Source organism: Paenibacillus sp. LBL, assembly GCF_029893715.1.
Classification (GTDB): Bacteria; Bacillota; Bacilli; order Paenibacillales; family Paenibacillaceae; genus Paenibacillus_AQ; species Paenibacillus_AQ glucanolyticus.
In genome coordinates, this window is sequence record NZ_JARXYU010000004.1 from 232,576 (window position 1) to 254,201 (window position 21,626).

23 protein-coding genes are annotated in these 21,626 nt (G+C 49.8%); 22 read left to right on the top strand and 1 reads right to left on the bottom strand.

The window, feature by feature from the left end:
* The first annotated feature begins 32 nt into the window (after window positions 1-32).
* The 21 genes from M2277_RS12285 (at window position 33) to M2277_RS12385 (ending at window position 19,240) form a co-directional block, all read left to right on the top strand.
* Window positions 33-764 (top strand): demethylmenaquinone methyltransferase, encoded by a 732-nt coding sequence (locus M2277_RS12285; RefSeq protein WP_036637031.1) that lies wholly within the window; start codon window positions 33-35, stop codon window positions 762-764.
* On the top strand, window positions 757-1,629 hold the full coding sequence (locus tag M2277_RS12290; RefSeq protein WP_006209470.1) for a UbiA-like polyprenyltransferase: 873 nt from the start codon (window positions 757-759) through the stop codon (window positions 1,627-1,629). The genes M2277_RS12285 and M2277_RS12290 overlap by 8 nt, the downstream gene beginning before the upstream one ends.
* Window positions 1,629-2,231 (top strand): UbiX family flavin prenyltransferase, encoded by a 603-nt coding sequence (locus M2277_RS12295; RefSeq protein WP_006209471.1) that lies wholly within the window; start codon window positions 1,629-1,631, stop codon window positions 2,229-2,231. Before M2277_RS12290 ends, M2277_RS12295 begins: the two co-directional genes overlap by 1 nt.
* A gap of 1 nt (window position 2,232) precedes the next feature.
* A complete protein-coding gene (locus M2277_RS12300) occupies window positions 2,233-3,096 on the top strand; it encodes a menaquinone biosynthesis protein (protein ID WP_063479129.1) in 864 nt (287 codons plus the stop codon).
* Window positions 3,093-4,067 (top strand): polyprenyl synthetase family protein, encoded by a 975-nt coding sequence (locus M2277_RS12305; RefSeq protein ID WP_006209473.1) that lies wholly within the window; start codon window positions 3,093-3,095, stop codon window positions 4,065-4,067. The genes M2277_RS12300 and M2277_RS12305 overlap by 4 nt, the downstream gene beginning before the upstream one ends.
* 111 nt (window positions 4,068-4,178) lie before the next feature.
* Window positions 4,179-4,622, top strand: coding sequence for a nucleoside-diphosphate kinase (ndk, locus tag M2277_RS12310; protein WP_006209474.1), 444 nt, complete (start codon window positions 4,179-4,181; stop codon window positions 4,620-4,622).
* A gap of 51 nt (window positions 4,623-4,673) precedes the next feature.
* Window positions 4,674-5,477: a CheR family methyltransferase gene (locus tag M2277_RS12315; protein WP_063479131.1), complete on the top strand. Its 804-nt coding sequence runs from the start codon at window positions 4,674-4,676 to the stop codon at window positions 5,475-5,477.
* A gap of 169 nt (window positions 5,478-5,646) precedes the next feature.
* Window positions 5,647-6,816, top strand: a complete 1,170-nt coding sequence (gene aroC, locus M2277_RS12320) for a chorismate synthase (RefSeq protein ID WP_063479132.1) — start codon at window positions 5,647-5,649, stop codon at window positions 6,814-6,816.
* Window position 6,817: 1 nt separating this feature from the next.
* Complete coding sequence (gene aroB, locus M2277_RS12325; RefSeq protein ID WP_036636853.1) at window positions 6,818-7,912, top strand: 3-dehydroquinate synthase; 1,095 nt, start codon at window positions 6,818-6,820, stop codon at window positions 7,910-7,912.
* Window positions 7,913-7,915: 3 nt separating this feature from the next.
* Window positions 7,916-8,290 carry a chorismate mutase gene (gene aroH / locus M2277_RS12330; RefSeq protein ID WP_280754836.1) on the top strand — a complete coding sequence of 125 codons (375 nt, stop codon included), beginning with the start codon at window positions 7,916-7,918 and terminating at the stop codon, window positions 8,288-8,290.
* A 357-nt stretch (window positions 8,291-8,647) separates the two neighbouring features.
* Complete coding sequence (gene trpE / locus M2277_RS12335; protein WP_006209481.1) at window positions 8,648-10,201, top strand: anthranilate synthase component I; 1,554 nt, start codon at window positions 8,648-8,650, stop codon at window positions 10,199-10,201.
* 19 nt (window positions 10,202-10,220) lie between these two features.
* Window positions 10,221-11,261: an anthranilate phosphoribosyltransferase gene (gene trpD / locus M2277_RS12340; RefSeq protein ID WP_006209482.1), complete on the top strand. Its 1,041-nt coding sequence runs from the start codon at window positions 10,221-10,223 to the stop codon at window positions 11,259-11,261.
* Window positions 11,251-12,060 carry an indole-3-glycerol phosphate synthase TrpC gene (gene trpC, locus M2277_RS12345; RefSeq protein ID WP_280754837.1) on the top strand — a complete coding sequence of 270 codons (810 nt, stop codon included), beginning with the start codon at window positions 11,251-11,253 and terminating at the stop codon, window positions 12,058-12,060. Before trpD ends, trpC begins: the two co-directional genes overlap by 11 nt.
* Before the next feature lie 70 nt (window positions 12,061-12,130).
* Window positions 12,131-12,748 carry a phosphoribosylanthranilate isomerase gene (locus M2277_RS12350; protein ID WP_006209485.1) on the top strand — a complete coding sequence of 206 codons (618 nt, stop codon included), beginning with the start codon at window positions 12,131-12,133 and terminating at the stop codon, window positions 12,746-12,748.
* Window positions 12,745-13,941 carry a tryptophan synthase subunit beta gene (gene trpB / locus M2277_RS12355; protein ID WP_280754838.1) on the top strand — a complete coding sequence of 399 codons (1,197 nt, stop codon included), beginning with the start codon at window positions 12,745-12,747 and terminating at the stop codon, window positions 13,939-13,941. Before M2277_RS12350 ends, trpB begins: the two co-directional genes overlap by 4 nt.
* Complete coding sequence (gene trpA / locus M2277_RS12360) at window positions 13,938-14,744, top strand: tryptophan synthase subunit alpha (RefSeq protein WP_006209488.1); 807 nt, start codon at window positions 13,938-13,940, stop codon at window positions 14,742-14,744. Before trpB ends, trpA begins: the two co-directional genes overlap by 4 nt.
* 40 nt (window positions 14,745-14,784) lie before the next feature.
* Window positions 14,785-15,882, top strand: a complete 1,098-nt coding sequence (gene hisC / locus M2277_RS12365; RefSeq protein WP_006209489.1) for a histidinol-phosphate transaminase — start codon at window positions 14,785-14,787, stop codon at window positions 15,880-15,882.
* 54 nt (window positions 15,883-15,936) lie between these two features.
* Entirely contained in the window at window positions 15,937-17,025 is a 1,089-nt protein-coding gene (locus M2277_RS12370) for a prephenate dehydrogenase (RefSeq protein ID WP_006209490.1), read from the top strand.
* A 407-nt stretch (window positions 17,026-17,432) separates the two neighbouring features.
* On the top strand, window positions 17,433-18,026 hold the full coding sequence (locus M2277_RS12375) for an RNA polymerase sigma factor (protein WP_006209491.1): 594 nt from the start codon (window positions 17,433-17,435) through the stop codon (window positions 18,024-18,026).
* A complete protein-coding gene (locus M2277_RS12380) occupies window positions 18,023-18,625 on the top strand; it encodes an anti-sigma factor family protein (RefSeq protein WP_063479183.1) in 603 nt (200 codons plus the stop codon). Before M2277_RS12375 ends, M2277_RS12380 begins: the two co-directional genes overlap by 4 nt.
* Window positions 18,626-18,652: 27 nt before the next feature.
* Complete coding sequence (locus M2277_RS12385) at window positions 18,653-19,240, top strand: histidine phosphatase family protein (RefSeq protein WP_280754839.1); 588 nt, start codon at window positions 18,653-18,655, stop codon at window positions 19,238-19,240.
* Window positions 19,241-19,308: 68 nt separating this feature from the next.
* On the opposite strand, the gene M2277_RS12390 is transcribed toward M2277_RS12385, so the two are convergent.
* Window positions 19,309-20,067, bottom strand: coding sequence for a class I SAM-dependent methyltransferase (locus M2277_RS12390; RefSeq protein ID WP_063479185.1), 759 nt, complete (start codon window positions 20,065-20,067; stop codon window positions 19,309-19,311).
* A gap of 351 nt (window positions 20,068-20,418) precedes the next feature.
* On the opposite strand from M2277_RS12390, the gene M2277_RS12395 reads away from it, so the two are divergent.
* Complete coding sequence (locus tag M2277_RS12395; RefSeq protein ID WP_036636868.1) at window positions 20,419-21,567, top strand: hypothetical protein; 1,149 nt, start codon at window positions 20,419-20,421, stop codon at window positions 21,565-21,567.
* Window positions 21,568-21,626 lie beyond the last annotated feature (59 nt).

Below are 21,626 nucleotides of genomic sequence, written 5' to 3' on the forward strand. Positions count from 1 at the left end.
ATGCAGTGGATAATCAAACGAACAAGCTGGACATGAATAAGCATGACGGCAAAAATCCGAAAGAGCAGTATGTTCATTCCGTCTTCGAAAGCATCTCAGGGAAATATGATTTGATGAATGACATTCTCAGCTTTCGAAGACATAAAGCCTGGCGCAAGTATACGATGAGGAAAATGAATATGCGTCAAGGCGATACGGCCATCGACCTATGCTGCGGAACTTGCGACTGGACGATCAGTATGGCCCAGGCAAGTGAATCCGGACACATAGTCGGACTTGATTTCAGCGAGGGGATGCTGAACGTCGGCCGGCAGAAGGTGGCCAAAGAGGGTTTGGAACAGCAGATCAATCTGGTTCAAGGCAACGCGATGAGCCTTCCGTTCGAAGATGGTCAATTCGACTACGCAACGATTGGTTTCGGTCTTCGCAACGTACCGGATTATATGCAGGTATTGCAAGAGATGAAACGCGTGGTTAAGCCTGGAGGGATGGTTGTATGCCTGGAACTGTCCAAGCCCACCTGGCAGCCGTTCAAAGGCATTTATTATTTCTACTTTCAACAAGTGCTGCCTCGGATGGGGAAACTGGTAGCCAAGCGATATGAGCAGTATAAGTGGCTGCCGGAATCGTTGGCATTATTCCCCGGAAGAGAGGAGCTTGCCGAAGCTTTCCGTCAGACCGGACTTAAACAGGTTCAGGCCTATCCCTTGACTGGTGGCATCGCAGCCTTACATATTGGGATCAAGGAGAATCTGGATGTTTAAGAAAATAGGAACGTATCTTGAAATGATCAAAGTGGAGCATACACTGTTTGCTCTGCCTTTCGCTTTTATGGGGGCTTTAGTGGGATCGGCTGTTGTGTTTGACGGGCTGCCTTCCTGGGGAGATATCGGCTGGATCTTTCTGGCCATGTTCGGGGCACGCAGCGCCGCGTTCGGACTGAATCGGCTGACAGATCAACACATTGACGCCAAGAACCCTCGCACCGCAAACCGGGCCATTCCGGCAGGACTGCTCAAGCCGCTTGAAGTGATTTTATTTATTATTTTGTCTTTTGCAGTATTTTTCTGGGCGACGTTTATGCTGGACCCGTTTGCTTTTCGATTGCTGCCTATTGCAATTTTTATGCTTATTATTTATTCCTTTACGAAACGCTTTACATGGCTGTGCCATTTGGTTCTCGGACTTACAACCGCATTGGCTCCGCTAGGCGGATGGGTTGCGGTAACCGGTCAGATCGACTGGAAAGCGATCGTGTTTTATATAGCGCTGGCGTTCTGGACAGCGGGATTTGATATTGTCTACGCTTGCCAAGACGAGAAGTTTGATGCGAAGGAGAAGCTGTACTCGATTCCTTCCCGGTTCGGATTGCATAAAGCGTTATGGTTTGCCCGGGGATTCCATGTAGTGACCGCGGCTGGCTTTATTATTCTATTCTTTGTCACCCCGCTCGGCTGGTGGTACCTGATTGGCATGCTCATTGCCTGCGGAATCTTGTTCTATCAGCATTACATTTTATCGCCAAACGACATGAGCCGGCTGCAAACAGCTTTCTTTACCATGAACAGTACGCTCAGCATCATCTTGTTTGTGTTTACTTTGATTGATTTGGTGGTGCGGTATATCTGATGGAAGCCACGCGCAGAAAAAGCTGGGTTGTCGGGATTACGGGGGCCAGCGGCAGCATATACGGTGTACGCCTTACCGAAAGCCTGCTCTCGCTGGGCTATGATGTGCACCTGATCATTTCGAATGCAGGCTGGCGTGTCCTGAAGGAGGAAATGGATTTTCAGGCAGGCAACCGCGAGGAGATGCTGTCCGAAAAATTCGGTGGATATGAGGGGAAGGTGATATATCACCCGATCGCTGATATCGGAGCTACGATTGCGAGTGGATCCTATCTCGTTGAAGGCATGATCATTATGCCTTGTTCCATGGGTACATTATCCTCGGTGGCACACGGGTCCTCCGATAATCTGATGGGGCGGGCAGCCGATGTGATGATGAAGGAAGGCCGCGCGCTGGTGCTCGTTCCGAGGGAAACGCCCCTGCATGCGATCCACTTAGAGAATATGCTGAAGCTGGCCAGGCTTGGCGTCAAAATCATTCCTGCGATGCCGGCGTTCTACTATGGTCCGAAAACCATCGATGATATTGTGAATTTTCTGGTAGGCAAGGTGCTGGACAGCCTGCGTATCGAACATCAATTGTACAAAAGATGGGGTGACTGACATGCCGGGAGCAGACAGCAAGACTATCATCGGCAAAATCAGTTACACCAACGCTTGGCCGGTATTTCATTACGTACATCCGTCAATACTGGATACTCCTGCAGAGATGATAACGGCAGTCCCGGCCGCGTTGAACCGCGGGATGCACAGTGGTGAAATCCATATCGGGGCGCTTTCTTCGTTTGCCTATGCTGAAATGTCGGACCGGCTCCTGCTGCTGCCGGATTTATCCGTGAGCGCAGATGGGGCGGTTAACTCCATCTTCCTGTTTTCGAAAAAGCCGCTGGATGCCTTGAAGAACGCAACCATTGCGCTAACCAATACGTCGGCAACCTCCGTCAACTTGCTGAAGATTCTTCTGGAAAAATCACTGGGGGGCACTTATTCCTATCGCACTTGTGAACCGGTGTTAAGCGAGATGATGGCTGAAGCGGATGCCGCACTTCTGATTGGGGACCATGCGATTCGGGCTTCATGGAGCCATTCAGATTATTATAAGACGGATCTCGGCCAATGGTGGAAAGAATGGACCGGCTGCAGCATGACGTTTGCCGTCTGGGCGGTGAACAGGCATGCTGTGAAGCAGAATCCCGAAGGCATGGCTGAGATTGCCGCCATGTTCCTCGAGAGCAAGCAGCGGAGTGTGAGCGACCTCTCCCCTATTGTCGATGAAGCGGTTCGGCGAATTGGAGGTACTGGCGGCTACTGGATGAAATACTTTTCGAACCTGTGCTACCATTTTGACGAACGACAACAGGAAGGGTTACGCTTATATTTCAAGTTCGCATATGAACTTGGCCTGCTGGAGCGTGAAGTGGTGCCGGAGTTATGGAACGAGAAACTAAGCATACGGGTGAACAAATGAAACGATTTGATATATTCGGAACATTAAAAAAAGATATGGATGTCATTGAGAAGGAGCTTTATCTCAGTGTGGAGGGCGACAGCCCTGAGCTGACGGAAACATCCTTGCATCTGCTGAGAGCAGGCGGCAAGCGTCTCCGGCCGGTCTTTGTGCTGATGGGCGGCAAGTTCGGCGACTATGATATCGATAAGCTGAAGCATGTGGCAGTGCCGCTTGAGCTGATTCACAGCGCATCCCTTGTTCATGACGACGTGATTGACGATGCCGATACAAGACGGGGGAAGCCAACTGTTAAGGCAAAATGGGACAATCGGATCGCCATGTATACCGGTGACTACATATACGGCAAAGCGCTCGAACTGACGACTCACCTGAAGCAGCCCGAAATTCATCAGATTCTGGCCAAAGCGATGGTTGAAATGTCCATTGGCGAAATGGAACAGATTCGTGATTTCTTTAATACGGAGCAGGATGTAAGAAGATACCTTCTCCGCATTCGCCGCAAGACATCGCTTTTGATTGCGGTCAGCTGCCAGCTCGGAGCGCTTGCCGCGGATGCGGATCGCCAGGTGGCCAACAGCCTGTATCGGTTCGGATACAACGTGGGGATGGCGTTTCAGATCCAGGACGATCTTCTGGATCTGTGCGGAACGGAGAAACAGATCGGCAAGCCGCCGGGCAGCGATATGCGTCAGGGGAACATTACCCTGCCTGTTATATTTGCCTTGAAGGATAGCGAGCGGAGGGAAGCACTGCTTGCGGAGCTGGATCGAATTCATGCGCTGAACGGCCAATGCGACGTGTCGGATGCCGTGAAGCTTGTAACCTCGAGTGAAGGGATCGCAAGAGCTGAAGCCCTTGCCGATCGCTACATCGGTAAAGCACTGGCTGCATTGGATACGCTGCCTGACATCAGAAGCAAGAAACAGCTTAGAGATATTGCAAATTTTATTACGAAACGGTCATATTAGCCTTAACCATTAGGAAGCTTTCTGTTAAAATACGGGTACAAACATGTAACATCACATGAGCATGGAATGATTGTTCAATATCCTAGAGTGAGGGGAAGAGTGATGAGGCCTATGGAACGTACTTTTTTAATGATTAAACCGGATGGTGTACAGCGTGGACTGATCGGCCGAATCGTCGGCCGTTTGGAGGATAAAGGATTTAAGCTGGTTGCAGGCAAGTTTGTGCAGATTTCGGACGAGCAGGCGAGGCGCCATTATGCTGAGCATGAAGGGAAAGACTTTTTTGCCAGCCTCGTAGGATTTATAACATCCGGACCGGTATTTGCCATGGTTTGGGAAGGGGACGACATTATCGCCTTGTCTCGCCAAGTCATCGGCAAAACAAACGTGAAGGAAGCATTGCCTGGAACAATTCGTGGTGATTTTGCAGCGCATACGCCGCATAATTTGATCCATGGATCAGATTCCCCGGAGAGTGCACAACGTGAGATTTCCAATTTTTTTGAAGAGAATGAGTTGGTGGAGTATAACAAGACGCTATCCCCTTGGCTGTAGACGTATTGAGTAAGCGCGGGAGCGAATAATCTGATTAACAGGATGATACGGATGACGGAACAAGAACCCGTGCTGGATGATCCGGATTATATCAGCTTTGTTCGAAGCATCGAACGAAGCACAGGGATCAATCTGGCAGATTATAAAGAAACGCAAATGAAGCGAAGATTGACAACGCTGCGCATGAAGAAGGGCTTCGGAACATTCTCGGCCTTTTATGACGCGATGATGAAGGACAAGCCGCTTTTCCATGAATTTTTGGACCGGATGACAATTAACGTCTCAGAGTTTTGGCGTAATCCGAACCGCTGGGAAGTTTTCCGGGATAAGATTTTGCCTGAATTGTCGCATCAGAATCCGGGTGTGCTGAAGATCTGGAGTGCTGCCTGTTCCACAGGCGAAGAGCCCTATACACTTGCCATGATTCTGGCTGAGCAGAAGATGCTGAACCGTGCACGCATCGTGGCCACAGATATCGATGATGGCGCATTACATAAAGCGGCGGAAGGCTTGTATGTCGAGAGGTCATTGAAGGATGTGCCTCCGGATATCGTCCTTCGCTACTTCAAGGAAGAAGGTTCTCTGTATCGTTTCAATGAGAACTTGAAGAAGGAAGTTGCCTTTCATAAACAGAACCTGCTGACCGACCGGTTTGAAGGCGGTTATGATCTGATTGTCTGCCGGAACGTGATGATTTATTTCACGGAAGGGGCTAAGCATAAGCTGTATACGAAATTTGCCAATAGCCTGAAACCGGGCGGCTTTCTGTTTGTGGGCAGCACCGAGCAGATATTTAATCCGGGGCAATACGGCCTGGAGAGCAATGAAACCTTTTTCTACCGCAAAGTTCAATAGAGATGGCAATAATTAACGCATAAAGCGCTTTTCTATCCTGAGGATGAGAGGCGCTTTTGCTTGTCCGGCAACATTCTTGTCAAAGCGTTGGACCTATACTATAATGAGCAGAAGATGTTTACGGAGTTTAGCGGTTTAACGCTTAAAAGTTTAAAGGGGGAAAAGCATCATGAGTTTACGTTTTTTAACTGCTGGGGAAACACATGGTCCTCAGCTGACAACTATAATCGAAGGGCTACCGAGCAATTTGGAGCTTGATTTTGAAGCACTTAACTTTCAACTGCATCGCAGACAAAAGGGATATGGCCGGGGACGCCGCATGCAAATCGAGAAGGATACGGCTCAAATTCTTGGCGGTGTTCGGCACGGATATACCACGGGAGCCCCGGTTGCATTGGTCGTTCAGAATAACGACTGGAAGCATTGGCAGAACATTATGAATGTGGAGCCGATTGAAGGCAATGACGAGGCGAAGAGACGGATGCACCGTCCACGACCGGGACATGCCGATCTGAACGGCGGCTTGAAATACAACCTGAAGGATCTGCGCAACGTGCTGGAGCGCTCCAGCGCACGTGAGACGACGGTCCGCGTAGCGGTTGGCGCAATTGCCAGACAATTCCTGGCACAGTTCGGTGTCAAGGTGGCAGGCCAGGTGATCCGGATCGGTGAGATTGAAGCTCCTCCGCATAACCTTTCGATTGATGAGCTGATTGAGCGTACGGAAGCGTCTTCGGTCCGGGTTGTGGATGAAGAGACGGAGAAGAAGATGGAAGCCTACATAGACCTGATCAAAAAAGAAGGCGACTCCATAGGCGGTATTGTTGAATGCATCATCGAAGGTTTGCCGGTTGGTCTTGGCAGCCACGTCCAATATGATCGCAAGCTGGATGGCCGCATCGCACAAGGCGTAATGTCGATCAATGCGTTCAAGGGCGTCGAGGTAGGCATCGGGTTTGAAGCAGGCGAGCTGCGCGGTTCCCAAGTGCATGATGAGATCATGTACAGCGAGGAACGGGGGTACTACCGTGCAACTAACCGCCTGGGCGGATTTGAAGGCGGAATGACTAATGGCATGCCGATCGTCGTTCGCGGTGTCATGAAGCCGATTCCGACGTTATACAAGCCGCTTCAGAGTGTAGATATCGATACGAAGGAAGCTTTTACGGCACAGGTTGAACGTTCGGATGCTTGTGCGGTTCCAGCGGCCAGCGTTGTGATGGAGCATGTTGTCACTTGGGAGGTAGCCAAAGCGTTTCTTGAGAAGTTCGGCGGTGACTCAATGGAAGAAATCCATGCGAACTACCAAAACTACCTGAAGCAGCTGGAGAACTACTAATATGAGAACACTGCAGGTGGAACTGGGAGAGCGTTCGTATCCGATCTATATCGGAGCAGGAATTCTGGATTCCATCGGTACGCTTAGTGCAAAGCATGGGATTAGCCGGAAGAGTCCGCATCTGATCGTAACGGATGATAAAGTTGCGCCTCATTATCTGTCTCAAGTTGAGGAGCAGTTAAAATCAGAAGGGTACACGGTCATTTCTCATATCGTACCTTCTGGTGAATCCTCCAAATCGCTTCAAGTTTATGAAGAGGTTATGACCACAGCCATCAACGGCAAACTGGACCGGAGCTCTGCTGTATTTGCGCTAGGCGGGGGCGTTGTTGGTGACTTGGCGGGGTTTGTAGCGGCTACTTACATGCGCGGGGTGACATTTGTTCAAATTCCAACCACCATACTGGCGCATGATAGCAGTGTTGGCGGCAAGGTAGCGGTCAACCATCCGTTAGCCAAAAATATGATCGGCGCCTTCCATCAACCGGTGATGGTGGTTTACGATGTGAATACGCTGGCGTCACTGCCTCCGCGCGAAGTGTCTTCGGGTCTGGCCGAAATGGTGAAGCATGGCCTGATTCTGGATCGTGATTTTGCCTATTGGTGCCGGGACAATGGGGAGAAGCTGCTGAGCTTGGCCCCGGAGACCTTGATCTATGGACTCGAGCGCGGCTGCGCCATTAAGGCAAATGTTGTATCCCAGGATGAGCGGGAAGGCGGCCTGCGTGCCATTCTAAATCTGGGACACACCATTGGACATGCGATTGAAGCCGTCGGAGGGTACGGACGCTTTTTGCACGGTGAGGCCATAGCGATCGGCATGGCCGGATCGGCTCGCCTCGCAGAGCTGCTGGGCAGAAGTGCCGATCTCCATCACGAGACCGTGAGCATGTTGAAGGCAGTGAACCTGCCTGTAACCTTGCCGGAGGATGTCTCGGTTGAACGAATTATGGAAGCCATGCAGCACGATAAAAAGTTCACCGAAGGGCAAATGGTCTTTATTGTACCGGAAGCTGTCGGTTCTGTAGCCATTGTCAAGGATGTGCCGGTAGAAGCTGTTCGATCCGTGGTTGAACAGTTGAAGGGAGAGGGATAGTTCATGATGAATCGGGGAATCCGGGGGGCGACAACCGTCACTCAGAATGATGAACAAGAAATAGTGCAGGAGACATTGCGACTGCTTGAAGAGATGGTACGACGTAATGAGCTTCAACCGGAATATATTAGCAATATATGGATTACAATGACTCAGGATCTCGACGCAGCGTTCCCTGCCAAAGCGATACGCCAGCTGGAGGGTTGGGATCTCGTCCCTTTGATGTGTTCGGTTGAAATACCGGTTCAGGGCAGTCTTCCGCGCTGCATTCGGTTTATGGTGCAGGTCAACACGGACAAAAGCCAAAGCGAGATTAAGCATGTGTATTTGAACGAAGCCAAGCGGCTGCGCCCGGATTTATCGGGCTCGAACGCCTGATGACTAAAATTTTGGGTTGCAGAATAAGGGTATTATCCTGTATAGTGAAATCAGAATAGCTGAGTAGAGTTAGGTTTTACAGATGAGTTGAGTTGAGAAGAGCTGAGGCATTAAGGTAACAACACAATCGGGTTAGAGAATGATTAGTATTCATGACGAATAGTACAGCTTGTTCGTACGTTGGGTTATAAGTAGGATTTGTGAACCTGGCAATGGAACGCAGCCGCTGTAGTTTGTCATTGTGACTGATTTGACTTTCTCTTGACCACGCTCTTTTTTCATAGACTTTTTCTGAACGTTAACCTCTACTTCGGTAGAGGTTTTTTTGTTGTTTACACTCATTAAGGAGGGATTGACATGGCGAATCCATCAATGGAGCAAGTGGTGGCAATGGCAGGTGAATACAACCTGATTCCGGTAGCGATCAGACTGTTAGCCGATATGGAGACCCCGATTCGCATTTTTCAGCGGTATGCGGAGCGGAAGCGGGCATTTTTACTTGAGAGCGTTGAGGGCGGTGTACAGTGGGCACGGTATTCGTTTATCGGAACAGACCCCTTCTTAATGATAACGGGTAAGAAAGGCAAGATCGAAATCGAAGTGAACGGGGAACGAACTTTGCTCGAAGGCAAGCCGATTGAGGAGCTGAAGGCGCTGCTTCGAACGTACCGCAGCCCGCAGCTGAAGGATATGCCTCCTTTTACCGGAGGGGCTATCGGTTTTTTTGGATATGACCTGCTTCAATATTATGAAAAGCTCCCGGCGCATGCCATGGATGATCTGGGAATGGATGATATTCGCTTTATGTTCTGTGACCAGGTCATCGTGTTCGATCATGTGAAGCAGCAGATCATGCTGATTGGCAATGTACACGTCAAGCCCGGAGATACGGATGAAACCATCCGTCAAAGCTATATCGACGTATGCCGTGAACTGGAAGCGGCAGCTGAGCAGCTGCAAGAACAGGGACCGCGTGAGAATGTAAATTCCAGAGGCATTCCGGCAGACGTTGACATGGGGGATATCAAATCCAACATGACCAAGGAGAAGTACATGGCCAATGTGAAGCAAGCCCAGGAGTATATCCGAGCAGGAGACATATTTCAGGTCGTATTGTCCCAGCGCTTCCATATTGAGACGGAAGTATCGCCGCTCCACGTCTATCGTGTGCTGAGAACGCTGAACCCTTCGCCGTATATGTATTATCTCAAAATGGATGATGACATTATTGTTGGAACCTCTCCTGAAGCCTTGGTGAAGGTGGATGGACGGAGGCTCGAGACAAGGCCGATTGCGGGTACAAGGCCAAGAGGCGTCGACGAGGCCGAGGATAAGGCATTGGCGGAAGAGCTTCTGAGCGATGAGAAGGAACGGGCGGAGCATTTGATGCTTGTGGATCTGGGCCGGAACGACTTGGGGCGTGTATCGGAATTTGGATCGGTGAAATGCGACACGTTTATGGAGATTGAAAAATACTCTCACGTAATGCACATGGTATCCAGCGTATCCGGTCAGCTGAGCGAGGACAAAGATTTCTTTGACGCTTTCCTATCCTGTCTTCCGGCGGGAACGGTATCAGGGGCTCCGAAACTCCGAGCTATGGAAATCATTGCCGAGCTGGAGCGGGAAGCCCGGGGGGCTTATGCCGGAGCCATCGGCTATCTGGGATTTGGCGGCAATATGGACTCCTGCATTACGATCCGCACGATTATTTTTCGTCAGGGCAAGGCTTATGTGCAGGCAGGTGCCGGTATCGTATGGGACTCGGTTCCGGAGAAGGAGTACGAGGAGACCGTCAATAAAGCCAAGGGCATGCTCAAGGCGATCCGCGTAGCGGAGGCGATGTTTCCGACCAGCACAGGCGCTAACGATTTGATCAATCAGGATTATCTGTATCAATACACACCCTAACCTGAAGGAGGAGAACGTTATGAACGTTATGGAACCGGTACAATTCAGTCTTACGAAGTTGATTGCGGGTCAAGACCTGAATCGGGATGAAGCCCGTGGGGTGATGCAGTCCATCATGGAAGGCCAAGCAACACATTCGCAGATTGGCGCACTGCTCACTGCCTTGAGAATGAAGGGGGAGACGGTAGAGGAGATAACGGGTTTTGCCGAAGCGATGAGAGGAGCGGGTGGGCGCGTTGTTACCGAGCGGAATCAACTGCTGGATACGTGCGGTACCGGAGGATCCGGCATTCACAAGTTCAACATTTCTACCGTATCCGCGATCATCTCCTCCTCGGTATCGGTCAGAGTGGCAAAACACGGCAACCGTTCGGCTTCAGGCCGGGCGGGAAGCGCAGACGTGCTGGAGGCATTGGGTGTCAATATTCACCTTACCGCCGAGCAGGCAACTGCATGTCTGGATGATATCGGTATTTGCTTCTTGTTTGCACAAATCTATCACCCGTCCATGAAATATGCCGCTGCACCGCGAAAAGAGCTGGGTATCCGGACCGTATTTAATATGCTTGGACCTTTGACGAACCCTGCCGGCGCCGATCGGCAGATGCTCGGCATTTACGATATGAATAAAACGGAAACTATTGCTCAAGTGCTGAAAGAACTCGGCCTAAAACGCGCAATGGTGGTAACCAGCCATGATGGTTTGGACGAGATCAGCATATCGGCGCCTACACGTGTATCTGAGCTTCGCGGCGGGGAAGTCCATACTTACGATATTCACCCTCATGATTTGGGACTGTCGGTTCATCCGATGAGCGACATCCTGGGCGGAGACGCAAAGGAAAATGCAGCGATTATCGGTTCAGTGCTGCGCGGTGAACGGAGCGCTTACCGGGATATTGTGCTTGCCAATGCCGGAGCATGCATCTACGTATCGGGGCTGGCGGACAGTTTGAAAGAAGGCGTACAGCGGGCAGCGGGAGCAATCGACACGGGATTGGCTCAGTCCAAGCTGGAGCAGTTGATCTCAAGAACGGGGGAAATGAGTTATGTATCTTGATCGAATTGTAGAAACGAAACGCAAAGAGGTTGCTCAGCTGCGCGAAACCTTCAGCGTCTCGGAGGCGCTGAGACAGATCGCGGAATTACCGCCCACATTGGGATTCGAGAAGGCATTGTCCACAGGACGAAAACGCAGCATGGGGCTCATTGCCGAAGTGAAGAAGGCATCTCCTTCCAAAGGTTTGATCCGGCCGGATTTTGATCCGGTTATGATCGCTAAAGCGTATGAGGCGGCCGATGCGGATTGCCTCTCCGTGCTGACAGACAGAGACTATTTTCAAGGTAGCGGTGAATATTTAAAAGCGGTTAGAGCAGCTGTTCATATTCCCTTGCTGCGCAAGGACTTCTTGATTGATGAGGCCCAGATTTACGAAGCACGCCTCCTGGGGGCGGATGCGGTTCTGTTGATTGCAAGCATCCTGGAGCCGCAGCAAATCGCGGAGTTCATTGAGACCGCGGGCTCCATCGGTCTGGATTGTTTGATCGAGGTCCACGATCAGAAGGAGATGGAGACGGTTCTTGAGCTGGGCACCGCTCAGCTTATCGGGATTAACAATCGAAATCTCCGTACGTTCGAAACTTCGCTTCAGACAACGGCTGATATCGCAGCGCAAGTTCCTCACGGAATCACCTTGATCAGCGAGAGTGGAATCTCAGGACCCGCAGATATATCTTACCTGCATTATGTCGGGGCACATGGTGTTCTGGTAGGAGAGCATTTCATGCGTCAGCAGGATGTATTCCGGGCGGTTAATGATCTGATGGGACCCTTGCCGATTGCTGCAGACACAGAATAAAGGGGAGCATTCGCTGATGAGTACGGTTCTAAAAATATGTGGACTTCAAAGCGTTGAAGTGCTAAAATCTATGATAAACTTACCTGTGGATTATATCGGATTTGTATTTGCGAAGAGTCGGCGAAACGTATCGCCCAAGCAAGCTGCACAGCTGATTCAAGTATTGCGGCAATGGGATACGGGCAAGACTCCTGCCGCCGTCGGCGTCTTGGTTAACCCTGATCTGAATGAGCTGGAAGAGCTCCTTCAAGAAGCGGCGCTCGATGTCGTGCAGCTGCACGGTCAGGAATCGCCGCAATTTTGCCGGGAAGTGAAGGAGCGCTTCCCGGTTTCCGTTTTTAAGGCTGTATCTATCGAGAGTGACCGTTCGGAAGCGGATCGTCTGTCCTCACTGGATGCGTACGCTGGCTGCATCGACGGATTGCTGCTGGACACCTACGATCCGGTGTACGGCGGTGGATCTGGCAAGACATTTGCCTGGGACCTGATTCCACCTTACCAGCGGTGGGCCTCACAGCAAGGAATTCCCTTGTTTATAGCAGGCGGGCTCGATTCGGATAATGTATCGCATTTAATCGGCCAATATGCTCCATACGGCGTGGATGTATCCAGCGGTGTAGAGAGTGAACCTGGCGTGAAGGATATAAACAAAGTGACTGCATTCGTAGAAAGGGTGAAGGGGAAATGACACAGCTTCCGGACCGTAATGGACGTTTCGGGGTGTTTGGAGGCCGGTTTGTGCCGGAAACACTCATGAACGCTTTAATAGAGCTTGAACAGGAATATAATCGCTTTTCGGAGGATCCTGAATTCAAGGAAGAAATCGCTTATTTGCTTAAGCAGTACTCCGGGCGGGAAACGCCTCTGTATTATGCAGAACGGTTAAGCCAGCATCTGGGCAAGGCCAAAATCTATCTCAAGCGCGAGGACTTGAATCATACAGGCGCCCACAAAATCAACAACGCCATCGCTCAGGGCGTATTAGCCAAGCGCATGGGCAAGGGCAAGGTGATTGCCGAGACGGGTGCCGGACAGCATGGCGTCGCAACTGCAACGGTAGCTGCTCTCCTGGGTCTTGAATGCAAAGTGTTCATGGGCGAGGAAGATACCAAGCGGCAGCAGTTGAATGTGTTCCGTATGAAAATGCTCGGGGCAGAAGTGATTCCGGTGACTTCGGGAAGCCGTACCCTGAAAGATGCGGGCAACGAAGCGCTTCGCTACTGGGTCAGCAACGTGGAGGATACCTTCTACGTTCTGGGATCTGCCGTAGGTCCGCATCCTTATCCGATGATGGTGCGGAACTTCCAGCGAATTATCGGGGATGAGACCCGCAAGCAGATTTTGGAGACGGAAGGACGCCTTCCGAACGTGATTCTCGCTCCGATCGGGGGAGGGAGCAATGCCATCGGGATGTTCTACCCGTTCCTCGAAGATAAGGAAGTGGGCCTGATCGGCGTTGAAGCGGCAGGTAAAGGTGTGGATACCGATTTTCATGCGGCTACCATGTCCAAAGGAACACATGGTGTGTTCCAGGGATCGATGAGTTATTTGCTCCAGGATGAATACGGTCAGGTTCAGGAGGCGCATTCCATTTCTGCCGGCCTCGATTATCCGGGTGTTGGCCCGGAGCATTCATACCTGAAAGATATTGAGCGTGTGCAGTACGTGCCGATAACGGACCAAGAGGCACTGGATGCCCTGCAGCTGTTATGCCGCACGGAAGGCATCATTCCGGCTCTGGAATCCGCCCACGCCGTGGCACAAGCGGTGAAGATGGCGTCAACATGGTCTGAGGACGATATCGTGGTGATTAATTTATCTGGTCGCGGTGACAAGGACGTGGAGTCCATCATGGCTTACACGGGAGGGATAACAGAATGAACCGTATTGATGAGACCTTTGCATCGTTGAAACAGCAACACAAAACCGCCCTGATTCCTTATCTTACTGTCGGCGATCCCGATGTGAAGTCGACGCTGGATATCATTCACGAGCTTGAACTTGCAGGAGCCGATATTATTGAACTCGGCGTTCCTTATTCGGATCCTCTTGCCGACGGCCCGGTCATCCAGCGCGCTTCCGAGCGTGCACTGAAGAGCAAGGTAACGATCCGAACTTGCATGGAAACTGCGCGTCTGGCTAGAGACCGCGGAAGCAAGCTGCCGTTCATTCTCTTTACCTATTACAATCCGGTTCTGCAAACCGGGCTGGATACATTTTTTGAGGAAGTGCTGAAGAATGATATCAGCGGGTTGATCATTCCGGATCTTCCGGTGGAGGAATCCGAAGAGATCAGGAGCCGGGCACATGCTGCAGGCGTCCACCTGATTCCGCTGGTGGCACCAACCTCGCATGAACGGATTGCGAGCATTGCTTCAGAGGCGACCGGCTTTGTCTATTGCGTATCCTCGCTTGGTGTGACGGGAGAGCGCTCCGATTTTTATTCGGGAATTGAGTCCTTCCTTGAAACGGTGAAGCAATACAGCCATGTTCCGATAGCGATTGGTTTTGGCATATCGTCCGGCGAGCAAGTGGCCAGATTCTCGAAAATCTGTGACGGTGTGGTTGTCGGAAGCGCGATTGTACGCCAGATTGAATCCAATATACCTCTCTTGGAAAAAGAAGAGACGCGTCAGCAGGGACTTTTGCAAATTAGAGAGTTTGTGGCACAATTAAAAGGTTAGCGTTGTGTACAGCAGTTATGAAAGGTGAGGCGAATATCGAATGAAACCAAAAGCGCAAATTGTAAATCTTCCTGTATATCAACCGGGCAAGCCGATTGAAGAGGTGAAAAAAGAATTAGGACTTGATGTTGTCATTAAATTGGCCTCCAATGAGAACCCTTATGGCTGCTCGCCGCGGGCAACCGAAGCGATTACCGCTGAACTGGGAACACTCAGCTTGTATCCGGACGGAAGCGCGGCTGATTTAACGGCAGAGCTTGCTGACCAGCTGGCAATTGAACGCAGTCAAATTATTTTCGGATGCGGATCCGACGAGATTATTGCTCTCATTATTCGAGCGTTCCTGGAGCCGGGGGATGAGACCATTATGGCGGATCAGACCTTCTCCGTGTATAAAACCAATGCAGACATTGAAGGTGCCGTGAGCATTGAGGTACCGCTGATCAACGGGAAGCATGATCTTCCGGGCATGGTCAATGTCATTACGGACAAAACGAAAATAATATGGGTGTGCAACCCGAATAACCCTACGGGAACCATCGTATCCGAGAGTGAACTGGTATCCTTCCTGGATGAGGTTCCTGCCCACGTAATGGTTGTACTGGATGAAGCTTATTATGAATATGTTACGGACGCTTCTTATCCAGCCAGCATCAAGCTGATGGAACGCTATCCTAATCTGGTTATTCTGCGTACCTTCTCCAAAATATACGGATTGGCAGCGCTTCGCATCGGTTACGGCATCGGTCAACAGGAAGTTATCTCCCTGATTAACCGGGTACGCGAGCCATTTAACACAGGTCGCCTTGCCCAAGTAGCCGCGAAAGCTGCTCTGAAGGATCAGGAGTTTGTTGCCAAATGTCGCCAGCGGAATGCCGAAGGCATTACGTATATTCAGCAGCAATTCGATCGCCTCGGGCTGTCCTACTTCCCTGCGAACGGTAATTTCATCATGGTGGATGTACAGAATCCGGGTACCGAAGTGTTCAAATTACTGCTTAGCAAAGGCATTATCGTGCGACCGGGATTTGAGGTCTACCCGAGCTACATTCGCGTAACCGTAGGTTCCGAGGAACAGAACAAGGCTTTTATCGGCGCTTTGGAGCAAGTGCTCCACGAAGTGAATTCTCCAGCCTGATCGAATGACACCACAAATAATCGCAGCTTGAAACGAGTGAGAGAGAACATGACAATGCACATTTCTATTTTTGGCGTCGGCTTGATCGGCGGTTCGTTAGCATTATGCTTCAAAGGAAAACCAGGCATAACCGTTACGGGTTATGCCCACACCCAGGAATATGCCGATCAGGTTACGGCCAAGTCCGTTGTTGACAAGGTTACCCTATCGGTAGAAGAAGCAGCCCAGGATGCGGATGTGATATTCCTGTGCGTTCCTGTAGGCAGCCTGGAGACATATATAAAGCGTTTAAGCGAATTGCCGCTTAAACCCGGGTGCATTATCACAGATGTAGGCAGTACAAAAGCCAGCATTGCGGAATGTGCAGCACAGCTAACACTTAAGGAAGCTTGCTTTATCGGAGGACACCCAATGGCTGGGTCGGAGCGATCCGGTGTAGGTGCTGCTTCGACGGTTTTGTTCGAGAATGCTTATTATGTCCTCACCCCTCCAGATCAAGTGCCTCAGGAGAAGCTGGATACTCTTGTGGAGCTTCTTGCTCATACACGGGCGCATATTGTGAAGGTAGAGCCGAGACTGCATGATGAGATTGTAGGGGCGATCAGTCACCTGCCCCATGTGATCGCAGTGGCTTTGGTGAACCAAATCAGCTCCTATAATGAGGAGAATCCGCTGTACCGCACACTTGCTGCAGGTGGCTTCCGGGATATTACCCGAATTGCATCCAGTGATCCCGTGGTTTGGCGGGACATTTTATTAAACAATCGCAATGTAATGCTTCCTTTACTTCGGGACTGGAATGAAGGAATTCAGCGGTTTATGGATATGCTGGAGAATCAAGATGGACCTGCTATCGAAGAGGCATTCCGCAGAGCGGGGGAGTTCCGCAGTGTGCTTCCTGAGAGACGTAAGGGTATGATTGTATCCCGGTACGATTTGTATCTTGACGTACCTGACCATCCAGGGATCATCGGTCGAATCGCAACTGATTTGGGAACAAACCGCATTAACCTCAGCAACATGCAGATTATCGAGAGCCGGGAAGATGTTCCGGGCGTTATGAGACTTTCCTTCCGCAATGAAATGGAACAGGAGCGTGCTAAAGAGCTGCTGATATCGCAAGGACATTCGGTTTACCAGTGATATTTCCGGTTGTTTAAAACAACCGGAAATAAATGTGTTTAATGTGTTGACAAAATGTAAACGTATACATATAATAAGAGTACAGTATGGTTTCTCTCCACTCCTATCCAAAATATTGCACTTTGTGCAACCGCCTTCAAATTTGAAGGCGGATTTTTTTTGTCTATTTTCCTAGCCGTGGTAAACCTCCTGGCACAAACCTGAACTTTTCTCCAAATTGTGCTATAATGCTAGAGTACTAGTGTAGAAGATTTGGGGAAATTGCCAAATACATAGAATAGTCAGACAACATGAGGCGTAACTATATATGGTTTGACGGTACTTTTGCAAATCCTTGATTTTGCATCCTTGAACAAGTACAGGACAAGGAAGAGGCACCGGTGGGTGAAGGAGGAACGAAAAATCATATGACGGATTCCCAATTGATCCAGGAAATCAAGCAAGGCAATACCGAACTTTATTCCGAATTAATGCGACGTTATCAGAGGAAAATATTAGCATTTGTCTATCATATGTTAAAAAGCTCGCACATGGAGCTTATGGCTGAGGATTTATGCTCGGAAACATTTTACAAGGCTTTCCGAAGCTTGCATTCATTCCGAGAAGTAGATGCATCCTTCTCAACATGGCTCTACACCATTGCACGGAACACCGTGCTCAGCGAGCTCCGCAAGCATCGCAGCGGCACATTGCCGCTTGAGGAGAGTGGAGTCGTTCCGGTGGCTCCGCTGGAGGTTGCTCCGGAACAGGCGATTCTGCGAAGCGAACGAGTACATATGGTAAGAGAAGCCATTAATAATTTGCCGGAGAAACAAAGATCGGCACTGATTCTTCGGGAGTACGATCAACTGGATTATCAAGAAATCGCGGATATTTTGGGTCAGAGTGTCAGCTCGGTCAAATCGTTGTTGTTCAGAGCCCGTGGCAGTGTCAAAATTCAGCTCGAACCTTATTTTCATGAGCCGGTTTTTGAGGATCTGAGAGGGATGAAGAGCAGATGACTTGCGATGAAGCCCAAGAGCTGATGGAAAGTGTCTGGGATTTGCCTGACAATGATCTGCGGCGACAACGGCTGAAAGCACATGTTCAAACCTGCAGTTCATGTGCAGAGGAGTACGAAATGTGGGTGGAGAGTCAAGATCTGGTCCATGCGTTGGAGCATGAAATTCCGGATATGGACGCTGACCAAATCAACCGCAATGTAATGGACCGGATCTATCGTGATTTCCCGTGGCTGGTGGAGGAAACATCCAAGAGCCGCGCGGTAAGCCGGGTTTCTCGTAAACGGTTGACTCTAATGATTGCAGGGTTTCTGGCATTGTTTGTTTGCAGCTTTGTCTATTTTGCAACGATGGGCAATCAGCCGGAGCCCGTACCGGAAGCGGTAACTACAGGAATAATGCCTACGGGAGTGGCTGACACAGCCCAAGGCCTGGCTGCTCAGGACGATTACAACATTCCGAAAACCAACAGCGGAATTATTGATCCTTTTGTGGTTGATATGAGCCCAACTCAGCCAGAATACTGGATGATCCTGTCCCTGCTGGGAATCGGCTTCGCCTTGTTTTTCCTGAAGAGATTAAATCGGGTGAGAAGATAAAATACATGAGGATGGAGGAGATGTGGCATGCAGATCGGCTTGGTTCGTCACGGTTTAACAGATTGGAATGCTGTAGGCAAAATACAAGGCCAAACGGACATTCCACTTAACGAGGAAGGTCGTAATCAAGCGCGTTTGCTAGGGGAAAGACTCCTGCAGGAGTCCTGTCGATGGGATTTTGCGATTAGCAGCGGTCTCTCCCGTGCCGAGGAGACGGCGAAGATCATCTCATCCATGCTGAATATTCCATTGGCACCACCGGATAACCGTTTGCGTGAGCGCAGATACGGACAGGTGGAGGGTTTAACAGCGGAAGAACGTGAATCCAGGTTCGGTGCCGACTGGCATCTGCAGGATTTAGGGCAGGAATCAGACATTGAGCTGCAGTCGAGGGGGCTTGTTTTCCTTGACGATATGTGGCATAAGCATCCGGATGCAAACATTCTGGTTGTCAGTCATGGCGGTTTTTTGGCGCAATTGTACAAACTGGTATGTCGTGGTGTTCTGAGTGAACGCATTGGCAATTTGTCGCTCACCGTCCTGGAGAGAAAAGACGATGATTGGTCGCCCCTTCTCTTTAACTGTACCAAGCATTTGCTGACAAAGCAGTCGTAAGTACATTGAATTATAATAAAGAGGAGCCTTCCCCGGGGGAGGCTCCTCTTTATTATAAGGACTGTCGTTTAAACTTCTGCTTTCACGATGAATCGATGCTGCTGAACCTCGAAGTAGCCCTTGGACTGGATGACAAGATAGATTCGATGCAGCGGCTCCAGGTAGCGTTCCACAGTGAAATCAGGGATCTGCCACGGAATGGCTTTCAGGTAATACACCACCGCACCGATGTCATAAAATCGCTGCAGCGGGAAGTCTTCCCGGCTGAGAGTGATGTTGAAACGATGATCGAGCAGCTCTTCCATCGCCGTTTCCAGATTCCAATGAGCAAACTCTTCATTCAGCGGGACTCCAAACATTTCGTTGATTCCTGCGCAATCTGTTCCCCCGGATTGCTGGGTTATGAATATACCGCGATCGTTCAAAATTCTCCGCAGCTCCGAGACGGAATAGGATTCATGCTGATTGATGATCAGATCAAAATAATGATCTTCCAAAGGAAGGGAAGCATCGTCTTCGAAATACACAACCTTTGCCCCCAGCGGCTCGAGCTGCTTCTTCGCCACCGGTACATTAGGCTTATATCCTTCAGTTGCGTAGACGGACTGTGGCAAGGGCTGAAGAGAGGATAAGAACTCCCCACCGCCCGTACCCATGTCCAGCAGCGTATTGGCATTCCGCAACAAGGGAATGACCAAACTGCCCAAGGACCAGGGAAGAAGCTGCGACTGCATGCGTCCTGAAGCCGTGATATGTGAAAAGTCCCATCCAGAAAAATGCTGATCCACTTCTTGGATATAGGCCATAAACTGTCTGTCTTTAATCATGGTTTGACAACCTCCATAACAATTTATAATGAGTTGTAACTGCATCTGAAATTGCTTTGGATATGGAGGCCCTCGAATTCTATGGGTGCCAAGTTATATTTCATGCTCTGGTGTTCTCACAATAATTCCCCTTCCTGAATTTTGAAAATCACTTTCATATCAACGTGCATTTCATTTTATTAGATGAGCGCTTCATAAATGTTATATTTTGACTCTATAGGCATTCTATCATTATATAAGAGAGCATAGTCATTTTTATATACAAAAAAATAATTTCGTAAACTGAAGCAAACAGGTATCAAATGTTCAAAACCTTCCCATAATGGTTGTAAAACGGCGAGGCGATGGAAGATGAATCTAGCGGATATGCTCACATATGCCGATATTGGACAGCTTAGCAATATAGCGAATCATTACGATTGTGACGCCAAGAGAAATTCGAAGCATGAGTTGATTCAGAGCATCCTGTCCAAGCTCGGAAGAAGAGAGTTCTTCGAGGAGCAGGTTAGCAGCTTGACACCAAGCGATTTGCGTTTCCTGAACAACCTGGTCTTTGACACTCGAACAGGCTACAGCCTGGAAGAATTGACTGCTGCGATACGCCTTACGGCGGATGTGGAAGAGAAGGGTGCAAAGGCCCCTGTGAAAAAGAAGGCTTCCGAGAAAACGGAAAGTCCGCGTGAGGCTGTTGCACGCTATCGCCGAAGCGGGTGGCTGTTTAACGGTTTTACCCACTCCACCAAATATTTGTTTCAAGTACCTTCGGATTTGAAGGAGCGCTTTCGGGACGTGCTTCGTGAACGTCTCCATGAAAACCTGCAGCGATTGACGGATGATCCGGAAGTATATCGGGACGAGCAGGGACTGGCCGCGGAAGATTTGATGCTGATTCTTAAGTATGTCGGTGGACATGATATTGAATTGAATCAGGAAGGGTTTATGTACAGGCGGAACCAGCAGCAGCTGATGAGCACGCTGCATATTACGGAGCCGCTGATCACGAAAGGTGCATGGCGCTTTGGGTACGGCCGATCCTGCATTGAATATCCCGATCGATTTGCACTGCTGTACGATTATGCTTACGCAAGAAAATGGATCACGGAAAGCAATGCACGGTTAATCTTGACGGAAAGCGGAACTTCGTTTATTGAGGAAGGAAATCAAGTTAGCGTGATACAGATATTCCGCTTTTGGTTAAGACTGTATAAGGGCGCAATTCCCAATATCACTTCTCTTGTGTACTGGATCAGTCAATGTGCAAGAGATTGGGTTACAGCTGCATCTCTTTATGAATCGCTGGGTTGGCTAATCCGTCCTTTCTATTATGATAGTCCGCAAAATATGCTCGAGCATCGGATTATCCGTATGCTGATGCATTTAGGGATGATCCGTATAGGGGAGAGCCAAACGATGGGAACTTCGTACAAAATGACCGCGCTTGGCTTAAAGGCTGCGGAAGCCAGTATACATATCAGCGATTCGAACGATTTGATCCTCTAGCATGGTTAGGTAGTCGAAACAGCCAAAATGATTTTATGAGAGTAAAGCAATTAATGGGA

What these genes read in the sequence shown, in the direction of transcription:
- trpB (WP_280754838.1), top strand. Translation starts at nt 12,745, where the DNA reads ATGACACAGCTTCCGGACCGTAATGGACGTTTCGGGGTGTTTGGAGGC.
- M2277_RS12290 (WP_006209470.1), top strand. Translation starts at nt 757, where the DNA reads ATGTTTAAGAAAATAGGAACGTATCTTGAAATGATCAAAGTGGAGCAT.
- M2277_RS12395 (WP_036636868.1), top strand. Translation starts at nt 20,419, where the DNA reads ATGAATCTAGCGGATATGCTCACATATGCCGATATTGGACAGCTTAGC.
- M2277_RS12295 (WP_006209471.1), top strand. Translation starts at nt 1,629, where the DNA reads ATGGAAGCCACGCGCAGAAAAAGCTGGGTTGTCGGGATTACGGGGGCC.
- M2277_RS12315 (WP_063479131.1), top strand. Translation starts at nt 4,674, where the DNA reads ATGACGGAACAAGAACCCGTGCTGGATGATCCGGATTATATCAGCTTT.
- trpE (WP_006209481.1), top strand. Translation starts at nt 8,648, where the DNA reads ATGGCGAATCCATCAATGGAGCAAGTGGTGGCAATGGCAGGTGAATAC.
- aroB (WP_036636853.1), top strand. Translation starts at nt 6,818, where the DNA reads ATGAGAACACTGCAGGTGGAACTGGGAGAGCGTTCGTATCCGATCTAT.
- trpA (WP_006209488.1), top strand. Translation starts at nt 13,938, where the DNA reads ATGAACCGTATTGATGAGACCTTTGCATCGTTGAAACAGCAACACAAA.
- ndk (WP_006209474.1), top strand. Translation starts at nt 4,179, where the DNA reads ATGGAACGTACTTTTTTAATGATTAAACCGGATGGTGTACAGCGTGGA.
- M2277_RS12350 (WP_006209485.1), top strand. Translation starts at nt 12,131, where the DNA reads ATGATAAACTTACCTGTGGATTATATCGGATTTGTATTTGCGAAGAGT.
- M2277_RS12375 (WP_006209491.1), top strand. Translation starts at nt 17,433, where the DNA reads ATGACGGATTCCCAATTGATCCAGGAAATCAAGCAAGGCAATACCGAA.
- M2277_RS12285 (WP_036637031.1), top strand. Translation starts at nt 33, where the DNA reads ATGAATAAGCATGACGGCAAAAATCCGAAAGAGCAGTATGTTCATTCC.
- hisC (WP_006209489.1), top strand. Translation starts at nt 14,785, where the DNA reads ATGAAACCAAAAGCGCAAATTGTAAATCTTCCTGTATATCAACCGGGC.
- aroC (WP_063479132.1), top strand. Translation starts at nt 5,647, where the DNA reads ATGAGTTTACGTTTTTTAACTGCTGGGGAAACACATGGTCCTCAGCTG.
- M2277_RS12380 (WP_063479183.1), top strand. Translation starts at nt 18,023, where the DNA reads ATGACTTGCGATGAAGCCCAAGAGCTGATGGAAAGTGTCTGGGATTTG.
- trpD (WP_006209482.1), top strand. Translation starts at nt 10,221, where the DNA reads ATGAACGTTATGGAACCGGTACAATTCAGTCTTACGAAGTTGATTGCG.
- M2277_RS12385 (WP_280754839.1), top strand. Translation starts at nt 18,653, where the DNA reads ATGCAGATCGGCTTGGTTCGTCACGGTTTAACAGATTGGAATGCTGTA.
- M2277_RS12370 (WP_006209490.1), top strand. Translation starts at nt 15,937, where the DNA reads ATGCACATTTCTATTTTTGGCGTCGGCTTGATCGGCGGTTCGTTAGCA.
- M2277_RS12390 (WP_063479185.1), bottom strand. Translation starts at nt 20,067, where the DNA reads ATGATTAAAGACAGACAGTTTATGGCCTATATCCAAGAAGTGGATCAG.
- trpC (WP_280754837.1), top strand. Translation starts at nt 11,251, where the DNA reads ATGTATCTTGATCGAATTGTAGAAACGAAACGCAAAGAGGTTGCTCAG.
- aroH (WP_280754836.1), top strand. Translation starts at nt 7,916, where the DNA reads ATGATGAATCGGGGAATCCGGGGGGCGACAACCGTCACTCAGAATGAT.
- M2277_RS12300 (WP_063479129.1), top strand. Translation starts at nt 2,233, where the DNA reads ATGCCGGGAGCAGACAGCAAGACTATCATCGGCAAAATCAGTTACACC.
- M2277_RS12305 (WP_006209473.1), top strand. Translation starts at nt 3,093, where the DNA reads ATGAAACGATTTGATATATTCGGAACATTAAAAAAAGATATGGATGTC.